The 12,686-nt window shown below is 34.3% G+C and carries 16 protein-coding genes, 1 tRNA gene and 1 riboswitch; of the genes, 11 read left to right on the top strand and 6 right to left on the bottom strand.

Features of this window, described 5'->3' with window-relative positions; genetic code table 11:
* Nucleotide 1: 1 nt before the first annotated feature.
* Nucleotides 2-1,498, bottom strand: a complete 1,497-nt coding sequence (locus tag ACWG0P_RS00445; protein ID WP_455799985.1) for a carboxypeptidase M32 — start codon at nucleotides 1,496-1,498, stop codon at nucleotides 2-4.
* A 134-nt stretch (nucleotides 1,499-1,632) separates the two neighbouring features.
* Between ACWG0P_RS00445 and ACWG0P_RS00440 the strand changes: the two genes are divergently transcribed.
* The 6 genes from ACWG0P_RS00440 to thiD all read left to right on the top strand — a co-directional run bounded on the left by ACWG0P_RS00440 (nucleotide 1,633) and on the right by thiD (nucleotide 6,313).
* Nucleotides 1,633-2,556 carry a tetratricopeptide repeat protein gene (locus tag ACWG0P_RS00440; protein WP_455799984.1) on the top strand — a complete coding sequence of 308 codons (924 nt, stop codon included), beginning with the start codon at nucleotides 1,633-1,635 and terminating at the stop codon, nucleotides 2,554-2,556.
* Between the two features lie 55 nt (nucleotides 2,557-2,611).
* A riboswitch (TPP riboswitch) is annotated at nucleotides 2,612-2,715 on the top strand.
* 48 nt (nucleotides 2,716-2,763) lie between these two features.
* Nucleotides 2,764-3,426 carry a thiaminase II/PqqC family protein gene (locus ACWG0P_RS00435; protein ID WP_455799983.1) on the top strand — a complete coding sequence of 221 codons (663 nt, stop codon included), beginning with the start codon at nucleotides 2,764-2,766 and terminating at the stop codon, nucleotides 3,424-3,426.
* An 8-nt stretch (nucleotides 3,427-3,434) separates the two neighbouring features.
* Entirely contained in the window at nucleotides 3,435-4,259 is an 825-nt protein-coding gene (gene thiM / locus ACWG0P_RS00430; RefSeq protein WP_455799982.1) for a hydroxyethylthiazole kinase, read from the top strand.
* Nucleotides 4,246-4,899, top strand: coding sequence for a thiamine phosphate synthase (gene thiE / locus ACWG0P_RS00425; RefSeq protein WP_455799981.1), 654 nt, complete (start codon nucleotides 4,246-4,248; stop codon nucleotides 4,897-4,899). The genes thiM and thiE overlap by 14 nt, the downstream gene beginning before the upstream one ends.
* Nucleotides 4,893-5,537, top strand: coding sequence for an HAD family hydrolase (locus tag ACWG0P_RS00420; protein ID WP_455799980.1), 645 nt, complete (start codon nucleotides 4,893-4,895; stop codon nucleotides 5,535-5,537). Before thiE ends, ACWG0P_RS00420 begins: the two co-directional genes overlap by 7 nt.
* Nucleotides 5,534-6,313, top strand: a complete 780-nt coding sequence (gene thiD, locus ACWG0P_RS00415) for a bifunctional hydroxymethylpyrimidine kinase/phosphomethylpyrimidine kinase (RefSeq protein WP_455799979.1) — start codon at nucleotides 5,534-5,536, stop codon at nucleotides 6,311-6,313. The genes ACWG0P_RS00420 and thiD overlap by 4 nt, the downstream gene beginning before the upstream one ends.
* Nucleotides 6,314-6,365: 52 nt before the next feature.
* Here thiD and ACWG0P_RS00410 read toward each other — a convergent pair whose 3' ends face one another.
* From ACWG0P_RS00410 to ACWG0P_RS00390, 5 genes are all read right to left on the bottom strand, one after another.
* On the bottom strand, nucleotides 6,366-6,767 hold the full coding sequence (locus tag ACWG0P_RS00410; RefSeq protein ID WP_455800199.1) for a gamma-glutamylcyclotransferase family protein: 402 nt from the start codon (nucleotides 6,765-6,767) through the stop codon (nucleotides 6,366-6,368).
* Entirely contained in the window at nucleotides 6,767-7,408 is a 642-nt protein-coding gene (pcp, locus tag ACWG0P_RS00405; protein ID WP_455800198.1) for a pyroglutamyl-peptidase I, read from the bottom strand. Before pcp ends, ACWG0P_RS00410 begins: the two co-directional genes overlap by 1 nt.
* 17 nt (nucleotides 7,409-7,425) lie before the next feature.
* On the bottom strand, nucleotides 7,426-8,355 hold the full coding sequence (locus ACWG0P_RS00400) for a DUF979 domain-containing protein (protein ID WP_455799978.1): 930 nt from the start codon (nucleotides 8,353-8,355) through the stop codon (nucleotides 7,426-7,428).
* On the bottom strand, nucleotides 8,339-9,034 hold the full coding sequence (locus ACWG0P_RS00395; protein ID WP_455799977.1) for a DUF969 domain-containing protein: 696 nt from the start codon (nucleotides 9,032-9,034) through the stop codon (nucleotides 8,339-8,341). The genes ACWG0P_RS00400 and ACWG0P_RS00395 overlap by 17 nt, the downstream gene beginning before the upstream one ends.
* Before the next feature lie 290 nt (nucleotides 9,035-9,324).
* Nucleotides 9,325-9,399, bottom strand: a tRNA-Arg gene (locus ACWG0P_RS00390).
* A 205-nt stretch (nucleotides 9,400-9,604) separates the two neighbouring features.
* Here ACWG0P_RS00390 and ACWG0P_RS00385 point away from each other — a divergent pair.
* From ACWG0P_RS00385 to ACWG0P_RS00365, 5 genes are all read left to right on the top strand, one after another.
* A complete protein-coding gene (locus ACWG0P_RS00385) occupies nucleotides 9,605-10,162 on the top strand; it encodes a DUF308 domain-containing protein (RefSeq protein ID WP_455792427.1) in 558 nt (185 codons plus the stop codon).
* Nucleotides 10,163-10,316: 154 nt separating this feature from the next.
* Nucleotides 10,317-10,544, top strand: a complete 228-nt coding sequence (locus ACWG0P_RS00380; protein ID WP_455799976.1) for a hypothetical protein — start codon at nucleotides 10,317-10,319, stop codon at nucleotides 10,542-10,544.
* An 18-nt stretch (nucleotides 10,545-10,562) separates the two neighbouring features.
* Entirely contained in the window at nucleotides 10,563-11,285 is a 723-nt protein-coding gene (locus tag ACWG0P_RS00375) for a PD-(D/E)XK nuclease family transposase (protein ID WP_455799975.1), read from the top strand.
* An 88-nt stretch (nucleotides 11,286-11,373) separates the two neighbouring features.
* Nucleotides 11,374-11,892, top strand: coding sequence for a GNAT family N-acetyltransferase (locus ACWG0P_RS00370; RefSeq protein WP_455799974.1), 519 nt, complete (start codon nucleotides 11,374-11,376; stop codon nucleotides 11,890-11,892).
* Nucleotides 11,893-11,996: 104 nt separating this feature from the next.
* Nucleotides 11,997-12,686: a response regulator transcription factor gene (locus ACWG0P_RS00365; protein WP_455800197.1), complete on the top strand. Its 690-nt coding sequence runs from the start codon at nucleotides 11,997-11,999 to the stop codon at nucleotides 12,684-12,686.

Genomic DNA, 12,686 nt, shown 5'->3' with positions numbered 1-12,686 from the left:
ATTATATATCATAAATAGCTGCGTATTTTTCTTTTAAATAATCAATGTAATACATCGGATCAAAGGCTTCTTTAGTAGTATCCATCATAATTTCTTCTGCACTTTTCGATGCTCCATATTGATGAATATTGTTCGCAAGCCATGAATAGATCTTTTCAAACTCACCATGTTCAAGGATGTGATTTACGTCTAATTCTTTTTCCATCTGATGATAGAACTGGCTAGCATATGCGCTTCCTAATGCATAAGTAGGGAAGTAACCAAAATTGGAAGCACCCCAATGCATATCTTGTAAGATACCTTCAGTATCGTTGCTTGGACATATCCCAAGATATTCTTCATACTTATCATTCCACATAGTATCTAGTTGTTCATAATCCACTTCTCCATCAAAGATAGCTTTCTCTAATTCATAGCGAATGAGAATGTGAATTGGATAGGTCAGTTCATCTGCTTCTGTGCGAATGAAAGATGGTTCAGATACATTGATCATTTCCATGAAATCATCAAAGGATACATCGTTTAAATGTTCTGGGAAATGAGCTTGTAATTTTGGATATAAAGGCATCCAAAAGTGTGGGTTTCTACCTATATGATTCTCTAAGAAGCGTGACTGAGATTCATGCATTGCATACCCTATCTCAGTTTCAAGAGTAGTACCTTCATACTCTTGATTTACATGTAAACCATAATTTGCATGTCCATATTCATGAATGGTAGAGAATATTGCGGACATTATATTGTCTTCATGATAATGAGTCGTAATTCTTGTCTCATTAGTAGAAAAGAATTGTGTAAATGGATGTTCACTAGTTGTAATATAACATTTCTTAGAATCTGTCTGAAGGTATGTCATTAAGATATCCATAAATGTTCTTTGTTTTTCAACTGAGTACGATAGTTGTAATCTACCTTGGTCAATATGTTTTCCTTCTGTTAAAATACGTTTCATAAATGGTAATAATTCTTCTTTAATCTTATCGAAGAACATATCATAGGTTTCAATATTCAATCCAATTTGATAACGATCCAAAAGATAATCATAATCACTATATGTTTTATTTACAAAGGTTAGTATTTCCTTTTGTTTTTCGATAATCTGGATTAAGTATGGTTTGAAAATTTGATAATCATTAGCTTCTTTCGCCTTCTCCCATGCATTTTGACTCTCTGCTTTTAGTTGAGTGAAGGAGACATAGACTTCTTTTGGAAGTACTCGAATATCGGATAAATTGCGTAATATCAAATCTAATTCTTTTTGTAACTCTTTTGTATTATCTTTGTTTTTTGCCATCTCTTCAATCAAAGCCACATGCTCAGGCGAGGTTTCATGAGAAAAAGATTCTCCTGATAAAATAGATAGCATTTGATTGCGATAAGATAAACCATCTTTAGGTGCGATTGTAGCGATGTCAAAGTATAAAGTGTTCAATGCAAGGTTATATGCATTTGACTTTTCTTTGTACTCTTTAAATAATAATGTTTGATTTTTTTTCATAGAAACCACTCCTTATCTATCATTGTATCACATCCATGAGGAAATATTCGAATAAATAGATATAACAAATGTTTGAAAAGACTATATATGTAACCAACTATGAAGTATACTATACTTATAAAAGAGGTGATTCTATGAAAAGCAATGAAAAGATGATGAGAGAATTAGAAAAGTATATACAAGATCATTGTGAAGATGAAAGAGATTTAGAAGAAATTGGACATGAATTTATGGAGCTTTATAACAGTCGCAACTTACCAGAAAGAAACCTTAGCAAAGTAGAACAAGCACAGGAATTGGTATATGAATTGGATGATTGTCAAAGTGAGAAGGAATATATAGCACTGCTAGAAAAGATTTTAAAACTGGACCCTGAAAATCTTGATGCATTATTTTTAAGTTTAAATGTTTGGGATGATGATGCAGATGAGCAATATGAGAACCTAGTGAGACTAGGGGAAAAGAAAATGAAGGAAAAAGGGTATTGTGATGAAGATAGCATCGGACATTATTGGGGCATCATTGAAACTCGTCCTTTTATGCGTATCAAAAAAGCATATCTTGAATATTTGATGGAACATGGAAAGTTTATGCTTGCCTTAGAAGAGGCAAAAAATATGATGCGTCTATGTGAACATGATAATTTAGGAGTTCGCTATTCACTCATAACAATCTATGCACGTCTTCAACAATATGAAGAAGCTAAAAACTTTTTTGAACAATGGGATGAACCTTCTGCATTTATGTATATCCCAATGATTATCTTGAATTATCAAATGAATAAAAGAGAAGAAGCAATACAGTGTTATGAGGAATTTCAAAGCTATAACAAAAACTGTAAGAAAGTATTTAAGAAAAAAGGAATCGATATTGAGCAATTAGAAGCCAGTGTAGAAGCACAAATGTATGCACCATTTAGTGAAGAAGAGATTTATATTGCTTTAAGTCAAAACATTTGTCTACTAATGGAAAACATGGAAACAATCATGGACTTCTTTGTGAAGCATCTCGTTAAGGCAACAACTAGTAAAAAAAAGAAAAAAGAAATTTTACATTAATGAATTAGATGACAATTTATAAATTGACGTAGTGTAAGAATCATGCTACTATTTTAAAGTACATAAAGGGAGCTTGTAAACAGGCTGAGAGGAAGTTGAGAACTTCGACCGTACCTGATTTGGATAATGCCAACGTAGGGAACATAACCGTAACATATAAGGGATATGCTCGTTGGCATATCCCTTTGTTTATGGGGAGGAGAAAATATGACATTTATAGAAGAAACCATACAAAAAAGTTTGGATATTTGGAGTCAATATGTGGATCATCCATTCCTAAAAGATATACGAAACCATACCATGAAACAAGAAATGTTTATACAGTACTTGATTGAAGATACAAAATATCTGAAAGAGTATGCACGTTGTTTTGGAATGGGGATATTTAAGAGTGAAACCATGGATGAAATTTGCCTTTTTTATGAGATGTTAAAGTTTGTAGAATCTAATGAAAGTGCTACACGTATTCGTATGTTAAAAGCATTGGGGTATGATGTTAAGCAACTAGAAGTAGAACCAAAACAAGAAGCTTGTAGAAATTATACAAATTTCTTACACGAAGTTGCGAAAAATGAAGGCAACATCGAGATTTTATATGCGACTCTTCCTTGTATGCTTTCATATGCGTACATTGGAAAATGCTTGTTAGAAGAGAATGCGGCTTTAATCAAAGAAAGTGTATATGGTGATTGGATACAGGAGTATTGTTGTACGGAATATTTGGAAAAGTGTAAAACATGGATGAACTTTGCGAATGAAACGAGCCAGCATTTAAAAGAGAATGAAAAAGAGCACCTTCAAGAATTGTTTCGTGAAGCGAGTGTACATGAACTAAAGTTTTGGAATATGAGTTATCAAACGAAAGGATAGGTAAGTATATGTTTGAAAGAGAAATAGAAAATGTAGTAACAAAAGCACCACTTGTACACTGTATCACCAATTATGTAACGGTGAATGATTGTGCAAATGCAGTATTGGCGGTACATGGAAGTCCGATTATGGCGGATGATGAAGCAGAGGTTGAAGAGATTACATCCATCTGTAATGCCCTTGTGATAAACATTGGTACATTAAATAAACGTACGATTGCTTCTATGATTAAAGCGGGTAAGAAAGCTAATGAAGTAGGGCATCCAGTCGTCTTAGATCCAGTTGGTGCAGGAGCGAGTACCCTACGTACACAAACAACATTTGATTTACTAAAAGAAGCAAAATTTAGCATTATACGAGGAAATATTTCAGAAATCAAAACAGTATATGCCGGAAGTGGATCTACGAAAGGTGTAGATGCAGATGTGAGTGATGTAGTCACAAAAGAGAATTTGGATGAAACAATTGCATTCGCAAAAGAGTTGAGTAAGAAGACAGGTGCAGTAATTGCGATTACTGGGGCTATCGATATCATTTGTAATACAGATAAGGCGTATGTGATTTTTAATGGACATAAAGAAATGTCACGCATTACAGGGACTGGATGTATGTTATCCGCAATCCTTGGAGCCTATGCGGGCGCAAATCCTGAAAACTTACTAGATGCATGCGCATGTGGAGTTGCTCACATGGGATATAGTGGAGAGCTTGCTCAAGAGCGTGTTTTACAAGAGAAAAAGGGAAGTGGTTCCTTACATATCTATATCATCGATGCGCTTAGTAATATGACACCTTCTCTATTGAATGGAGGTCTTAAAATTGAAGTTCGATAGAAAGAAACTTAAGAAACATTTAGAGCTTTATTTAGTAAGTGATCGTTTTTGGTTAGCGGGAAGAGAATTACAAAGTGATATTGAAAAAGCGATTGAGGGTGGTGTCAGTTTTGTTCAAATACGAGAAAAAGAACTACCTTCAGAAGAATTCATAGAAGAGGCTAAGAAAATAAAGGAACTATGTGAACGACATGAAATTCCTTTCGTTGTAAACGATAGTGTTGAAGTTGCTAAGGCAGTGGATGCAGATGGTATACATGTTGGACAAGGTGATATGCCAGCCATAGAAGTACGTAAGATTCTAGGAGAAGACAAAATTGTTGGTGTATCTGCACAGAGTGTTGAAGATGCTTTGCGCGCACAAGAAGAAGGTGCAGATTATCTTGGAGTAGGTGCAATGTTTTCTACAAAGACAAAGAAAGATGCGGATGATGTAAGCTTTGCTACCTTAAAAGCAATCGTAGAGGCAGTGCATATTCCAGTAATAGCAATTGGTGGAATCGATGAACATAATCTTTTAGAGCTAAAGGGAAGTGGCATTGATGGAGTAGCTATTGTATCCGCTATTATGGCGAAAGAGAATATATTTGAAGCTAGCAAGATTTTAAAAAAGAAAACGCAGGAACTAGTAAAATGTTAAAAGCTGTTGTTTTTGATATGGATGGGACACTATTAGATTCTATGCATGTATGGGATCATATAGGAGAAGATTATTTAGCAACTTTACAAATACATGCAGAAGAGGGATTACAAGAAATTATAACACCGATGTCACTTTCTCAATCTGCGATGTATCTAAAAAAAACTTATCAATTAGAAGATACTATAGAAAAAATACAACAGGGAATTGAAGCACAAGTCATGAAACATTATAAAGAAGATATTCCCTTAAAGAATGGCGTAAAGGAATGTATAGAACGCTGCGTGAAAGAGAACTTACGTTTATGTGTGTTAACTGCAAGTAGCTTAGAAATGGCGCAAAGCGCATTTCGCCGATGTGGTATTTTACATCATTTCGAATTCATTATGACTTGCGAAGAAGCCAATTGTCCAAAAACGGATGTACGTATTTATCAAAAAACTATAGAGAAATTAGGCATAAAAAAAGAAGAGTGTGTATTTATTGATGATGCATTATATGCCATTGAATGTATGAAAACAAATGGGTATCAAGTAGTGGCAGTATATGATGAAGCGAATGATAAAGATTGGAATCAGATATGTGAAATCAGTAATCAAGCAGTATTTGCATTAACTGATTGGAAAGGATTGATATGAGAAAAGTATTAACGATAGCTGGAACAGACCCAACAGGAGGTGCAGGAGCACAAGCAGACCTTAAAACATTCATGGCACATAAAGTATATGGAATGAGCATTATCACTGCTCTTGTAGCTCAGAATACACTAGGTGTACGTGATATTATGAATGTAACACCAAAGTTTTTAGAAGAACAATTCGACTGTGTATTTGAAGATATCGAACCAGATGCGATAAAGATTGGAATGGTGTCAGAACCAGAACTTATTCATAAAATTGTAGAGAAATTACAACAATACAACGCACAAAACATTGTAGTTGATCCTGTAATGGTATCAACAAGTGGATCTAGGTTATTAGCTGATCGTGCATTGAGGGCTTTAAAGGAAGAACTTCTTCCCTTAGCAGTAATCATTACTCCTAATATTCCAGAAGCAGAAGTACTCAGTGATCTTTCGATTCACTCAAAAGATGATATGATTTCAGCGGCGAAAGTGATTGCGACCTTCTTTGATGGTTATATCTTAATCAAAGGCGGACACTTTGAAGATCGCGCAGATGACCTTTTATATCATAATGGAAATGCTTTCTGGTTACCGAGTGAACGAATTGATAATCCTAACTCTCATGGAACTGGTTGTACCTTATCTAGTGCCATTGCCTCTAATTTAGCATTAGGTTACAACGTACATAAAAGCGTTGCCTTAGCCAAAGGATTTATTGGTGGTGCACTACGTGATGGTTTAGATTTAGGTAAAGGAAGTGGACCTTTAAACCATTGTTGGAATATGTAAAAAAACCTTGTGATGAACTCCCATAAATTGGATAGTCTACACAAGGTTTTTTCTATTGATTCATATAAGCCACATAATCGTTCTTAGTGATTACTTGATCTAATCGTTCCATATTTTCCTTCTTTGTTAGGTTAAAGAAATATACGGGTAATAGTACAGTGGTTCCATCTTGCATATATATCGTAGTGAGGATACGATTATAGTCATTATTTGGATCACCTGGTACATATTCTTCTAAGGCATCAATTTCTTTCAGTAGTTCATCATCAATCTCATAAACTTCACCAAGAATATTTTCCTTTCCTTCAAGTATAGCAGGATAGGATACTCCTTTTAAAGAATATAAGCTTCCTTTTACATATCCATACCCTAGAAATATACTATTCCCTTTCAGGTATTTATCATAATTGTACATTCCTTCACGTAAAGAACCATATACAAAAATCTTCTGCATTAACAAATCGTTCCTTCTGCTTTCTTAATATCTTGATCATTTTGTACCATAGCTTCCATCGCAGAACATAATCCAGTTACGATATCTTGTAATGACATACATGCTTGGTTTGCTTTATCAATGACTTGGGAAGGTAAGTAGGGAATATGTATGAATCCACTCTTTGCGCCTTTGCCTTGTTTCTCTAATAGATAACGGACACCATAAGTGACATGATTACATACAAAGGTTCCAGCAGAGTTTGAAATGGATGCAGGAACTCCACTCTTACGAATATGTTCTACCATTGCCTTAATTGGTAAATTAACGAAATAAGCATCTGGTCCATCCGCATAAATTGGTTCATCAATTGGCTGATTTCCTTCATTGTCCTTGATACGACAATCATCTATATTGATACCAACTCGCTCTACAGTAATATCACTACGTCCCCCTGCTTGTCCAATGGACAATACCATATCAGGTTGGTAAGTATCAATTGCTTCTTTGATAACTGCCAAAGATTTGTGTACAACAGTAGGTATTTCTAATTTAATTATTTCAGCGCCTAAAATTGTGTCTGGTAGACGTTTCACACTTTCAATCGCAGGATTAATGGATTCGCCACCAAATGGATCAAATCCTGTCACTAATATTTTCATCATGTATAACCTTCTTTCTAAAATGCAAGTACAAGCATCAATACGATATGAATAACGATTAACGTTAATGCCATAGGCGCTTGTGCTTTTACAACCGTCCATTTATCTTTGGTTTCCAATACGGCGGTAGGGACTATATTGAAATTAGCGGCCATTGGTGTCATAAGTGTACCACAATATCCAGCAGTCATTCCCAACGCTCCAACAACGCTAGGATTTCCACCTTGTGCAATCACAAATGGAATACCAATACCAACCGTTATGACAGAGAATGCAGCAAATGCATTCCCCATAATCATTGTAAAGATTACCATACCTAGACAATAAATGACAACCCCAAATAAAATATTTCCTTCTGGTAGAAGTCCTGAGATAATCCCCGATATTACATCACCAACTCCAGCTTTTGTAAATACTTGACCCAAAGCACCTAACAACTGTGGTAATAAAGATGCACTACCGACCTGCATCAATAACCTTGCGGTATCTGTACGTGTTTCTGTAAACTTAGGTCTACATAATAACATGGCAAAGATCAAGGCAAGAATACATCCTGCGCCTACCATCACTGCACCAGGCAATGGAAGTCCATCAATTTTTACACGAGATAAAATAAGCGCAACCATCGCGACAAGAATCGCTGGAAGAAAAATAAGGTTCTTAATTTCTTCACTTGATGCTTTTCTTTTTTCTATATCAGGAGCTTTAAATTTTCCAATTTCAACCTGTTTGCACATGGTCAAACATCCCATAACTAGCAACAATCCGCCTGTAACTTCATAAGGAATAACTTTTCCAAAAATGAAGATGACTCCTAATAAAGTCCAAAATGCAACAGTTCCTATACGAGCTCTTTCATTCCCTAATGCTTGATAAGCTGCATTGAAACTAACAAATCCACAAAGAATAAATATAAATTCAGAAGCATTATTAAATATCGTTTCCATTTGTATTCATCCTCGCTTTCTTAATCTTTCTATCATAACGAAGTACTTGAACAAACGTTAAAATGATAGCTATGATACAGATTGGATAACTTGCTTGTGCAACAGAGTAAATAGTTGCACTACCATACCCAGCTTCTGCTAATGTACCCTGAATCAACAATACTCCACTTGTTACAGGAAATACATTTTGAGCAAAAAAGTTCCCATAGTTATCTGTTGCTGCAGCTAATCCCTTTAAGGAATCTTCTTCTTTTTCACTTAGTTGTGAACCCTTCGCTTTTTCAGCAGCAGCTTCCGACATTGGTAGAATCAAAGGTCTAACAAATTCAACCTGTCCACCAATACGTATATTTGCTCCACTTGCGGCACTACGAATCATCATGTACAAGCATAAAACTTTACCAGCAGATGCATTTCTAATTTTACCAATTAAATGAGATGCTCTTTCTTTTAGACCATAACGTTCGATAATAGCAATCACTGGAAAAATAATTAACCATACTGACATAAGTCGATTGTTAACAAAAGATTGCCCCATAATAGCTAGTATTTCTGTAAAGCTTAATCCAGATACAAGACCAGTCACTAGACCAGAAATCAACACCGTGGCAAGTACATCAAATTTCATCATAAATCCTAAAACGATGATGACTACACCAATTAATTTTATATATTCCAAGATACAACACTCCTTTTCTAACTGTAGCATTTTATCAAATTTTGCGAAACGTTTCAAATGATATCAAGTTTTTTGTACTATGTGTTCTAGCTTATGATATCCAATTTATCCCTTTATATGTATGAAATATAGAGCATTAAAAGCATAATGGTCTACTCATTACTAAGTTATATAATGAAATGAAACTTATGATATTCTATATGATTAAACTTCTTAATCTGTGTGCATTGTTTGGTGTGATCTACAAAATAAAAACACACTTGCTAGTTAGTGTGTTCTATTTTTATTTATGGCACCCTCAGCAGGAATCGAACCTGCAATTGATTCTTAGGAGGAACCCGTAATATCCATTTTACTATGAGGGTATGGTTGAATAGTGCCTTTTTATTATACCATAATCGATTTTTATTTAAAGGGTATTGAACAAGTTTTATTGCGATAATGTTGTAAAAAGTGTATGTAAAAAGAGTAGATTTCCAATAAATAGCAGATATCATAAAAAAGACTTCCTTTCTTAAAATGGAAATGCTACTATAATGTAATGAAAGTTGTATGATGGAGGAACATGCTATGCTATTTACAAAGGCGTATTTAAGTAAAATCAAATGGAACGGACTAATGCAGTCTATGCTTTGGTTGATATTAGGTGGATCAATGTTGGTGGTATTTCCACATGCTCCTTTAGCTGTCACCTACATTGCAGGGTTTCTCTTAATGATTCAAGGAGTTGGACAATTGTTTCTATTCATTCAAGAAGATGAACGATTTAAGTTCTCAGTGTTAAGTTTAATCCATTGTATTTGTGCTTGTTTTACTGGGGTATGGGCACTTACTAGTACTGCAGATGCAGTAGAATCGATGTATTTGATTTTGGCATTTATTACCTTTATACATGGTATAGAAGATATTTTAATATCTTATCGTTTACGTTTGTTACATTATGATAAATGGTGGATTGCCGCAATCTTCACAACAATCTCTATTGGATTTTCTTTGTTGTTGATCTTTTGGCACGATAAAGACACCATCTATATGTTTACATCTTGTAATATGTTGTTGAATGGTGCATGTGATATTTGGATGTGGTTACGTCTTGAAGAGATGGCAATTGCAGATATGGGAATATAATATAGAGACTCTCAAGGATAATGTGGAGAGTCTTTTCTTTACTACCCTTTCTGTTTACTTTTGCATATTTATTATAAAGTTTGTTGATTTTTTAGGAATTTTAAAATTCATCTCGTATATGTAAAGTGTAAGGACAAAAAAGGAGATGATATATATGGCTACAAAAGATGTAGCAAAAGTAAGCTATAAAAATGATGTGTTCTTCAAATTCGCCCTATCTTCACAAGATGAAGACTCCAAAATGATTCGTCACTTTATGATTAAGGAGATTACAGGGATTGATCCAGTAGATAGTATTGTGGTAAACCCTGAAATGGATCCAAAAGCACTTGCAGGTAAGAAAATCATATTGGATGTACACGTAAAAGACATCCATGGGTGACGGTTACGTTTTTATGGTATGCAAGTTGAAGGATTACTCACAAATCTAACGAATCGATTTGAGTATTATGGCGCAAAGATTTTAGAGAAACAACTAAAAGAAGGAGAGGATTATTTAGATTTAAAACCAGTGTATCAAATTATCTTTATGGATAACTATTCAGAAGATAAAGGGAAACTGATTATGAAGTATCAAATGAGAAATGAAGAAGGAAAGGAAGAAAGTACACATGCCTTAATACATAGAACGTACATACATTTACCAGTGATAAACGACATTGTAAAGAAAAAAAAGACAGCAGGATTAACAGCTTTTGAACAAATGTGTTATCTCTTTAAAAACAATGAAGACGATGATATAATAAAGACAAAGGAAAGCGTGGTGAGAAAGCTTATGGAAAAACATGAACGAATGAGCGATAATGAACAAATATGGACACTCGCAGAACAAATCCAGATGGCAGAAGCACAACAAAAAGCTATTCAACAAGGATACTATGATGAAGGAATAAAAATAGGCGAAGAAAAAGGACTAAAAATAGGAGAGGAAAAAGGAAAAGCAGAAGGAAAAGCAGAAGGAAAAGTAGAAGGTTATAATAAGCTTTTGAATCAACTCATTCAGGCTAAGTTTGATGTAGATGCATCTTCATGGCTATCAACTTTAACCATGGAACAACTACAACAAGTATCACAATTACTAATGAACGCTGAAACATTCGAGGAAATACAAAATGCAATTTAAAGAACTCAAACTATTTGGTCAAAAGGCACGTTCGTGTCTTTTTTTCTCGTATATGGTATACTATTTATAAGAAAACGGAGGTTTTATTGTGTTAGAACTAGGTGTAGCTTACTTCGATCAGGTTTACGAAATCATGGAAGAAGCTTTCCCAATCGAAGAAAGAAGAACCTATGAAGGTCAAAAAGAGTTGTTAAATAGAGAAGATTATCATGTATGTGGGATTGTAAAAGATGGCCGAGTACAAGCATTTATTACATATTATGAGATGGAAGACTTTATGTTCTTTGAACATTTGGCGACACATCATACGACAAGAGGAAGTGGTGTAGGTAGAAAACTTATGTTGGAAGTTTTTAATAGCTTTCATAAAGATATTATATTCGAAGTAGAATTGCCACGGACGACTATTGCGAAGCGAAGAATTGCATTCTATGAACGTATGGGATGTGTTTTATATCCAAATATTATCTATCTTCAACCATCCTTTCATGAAGGATGTGAACCATTACCATTACACTTGATGAGTTATCCAAACAAAATGGAAGATGATGTAATGAAACAGAAAATCATAAATCTCTATTTAGATGTTTATCATGTTAACAAATAAAACCAGGGTTCTGGTTTTTTTGTAGCTATAAAAAGTAAGATTAAGTGAATATTAAGAAATTGTAATCGTATATCTTTGATATAATAAGAAGAAAGATGGGATGGATGTTCATGCGTGTATTGATTGTAGATGATGAAAAAGAAATAGCAAACCTAATGCAAATATATCTAGCGAATGAAGGGTATGAAATTGTTGTGTGTTATGATGGGAAAAGTGCTTTAGAACAAATATCACAAATGGAATTTGATTTGGCATTGTTAGATGTTATGCTTCCAGATATAGATGGTTTTCAAATCTGTTGTAAAATACGAGAAAAGTATACATATCCGATTATTATGTTAACTGCAAAAGAGCAAGAGATAGACAAGATTGCAGGTCTATCGATAGGTGCCGATGATTATGTTACAAAGCCTTTTCAGCCATTGGAAATTGTAGCTAGAGTAAAGGCGCAACTTAGAAGATACAAACGCTATAATGTAAAGCAAGAAAATCATATCTTTACCTATGCTGGACTTTATTTGGATATGATTCGTCATATATGTAAAGTAAATGAGAAAATTATTAATTTGACTCCAATTGAATTTTCTATTCTTTCTTACCTTTGTATGAATAAGGGTCGTGTAGTTAGTGTAAAGGAGTTATATGAATCTATTTGGAAAGAAGAGTATCTTAGTTCCAGTAATAATACCTTAATGGTTCATATTCGTCATGCAAGAGAAAAGATGAAAGATAATGTTGATCATCCCAAATATATTCGTAATGTATGGGGTGTTGGATATAAGGTTGGGGAATAG

Source organism: Amedibacillus sp. YH-ame6 (assembly GCF_053848845.1).
The sequence above is the reverse complement of the archived record's forward strand: the minus strand, read 5'-3'. Positions and strand labels throughout refer to the sequence as shown.

Excerpts from the sequence above, each read along its gene's own strand:
- ACWG0P_RS00445 (WP_455799985.1), bottom strand. The coding sequence starts at position 1,498 with ATGAAAAAAAATCAAACATTATTATTTAAAGAGTACAAAGAAAAGTCA.
- ACWG0P_RS00440 (WP_455799984.1), top strand. The coding sequence starts at position 1,633 with ATGAAAAGCAATGAAAAGATGATGAGAGAATTAGAAAAGTATATACAA.
- ACWG0P_RS00435 (WP_455799983.1), top strand. The coding sequence starts at position 2,764 with ATGACATTTATAGAAGAAACCATACAAAAAAGTTTGGATATTTGGAGT.
- thiM (WP_455799982.1), top strand. The coding sequence starts at position 3,435 with ATGTTTGAAAGAGAAATAGAAAATGTAGTAACAAAAGCACCACTTGTA.
- ACWG0P_RS00420 (WP_455799980.1), top strand. The coding sequence starts at position 4,893 with ATGTTAAAAGCTGTTGTTTTTGATATGGATGGGACACTATTAGATTCT.
- thiD (WP_455799979.1), top strand. The coding sequence starts at position 5,534 with ATGAGAAAAGTATTAACGATAGCTGGAACAGACCCAACAGGAGGTGCA.
- ACWG0P_RS00410 (WP_455800199.1), bottom strand. The coding sequence starts at position 6,767 with ATGCAGAAGATTTTTGTATATGGTTCTTTACGTGAAGGAATGTACAAT.
- pcp (WP_455800198.1), bottom strand. The coding sequence starts at position 7,408 with ATGAAAATATTAGTGACAGGATTTGATCCATTTGGTGGCGAATCCATT.
- ACWG0P_RS00400 (WP_455799978.1), bottom strand. The coding sequence starts at position 8,355 with ATGGAAACGATATTTAATAATGCTTCTGAATTTATATTTATTCTTTGT.
- ACWG0P_RS00385 (WP_455792427.1), top strand. The coding sequence starts at position 9,605 with ATGCTATTTACAAAGGCGTATTTAAGTAAAATCAAATGGAACGGACTA.
- ACWG0P_RS00380 (WP_455799976.1), top strand. The coding sequence starts at position 10,317 with ATGGCTACAAAAGATGTAGCAAAAGTAAGCTATAAAAATGATGTGTTC.
- ACWG0P_RS00375 (WP_455799975.1), top strand. The coding sequence starts at position 10,563 with ATGCAAGTTGAAGGATTACTCACAAATCTAACGAATCGATTTGAGTAT.
- ACWG0P_RS00365 (WP_455800197.1), top strand. The coding sequence starts at position 11,997 with ATGTTCATGCGTGTATTGATTGTAGATGATGAAAAAGAAATAGCAAAC.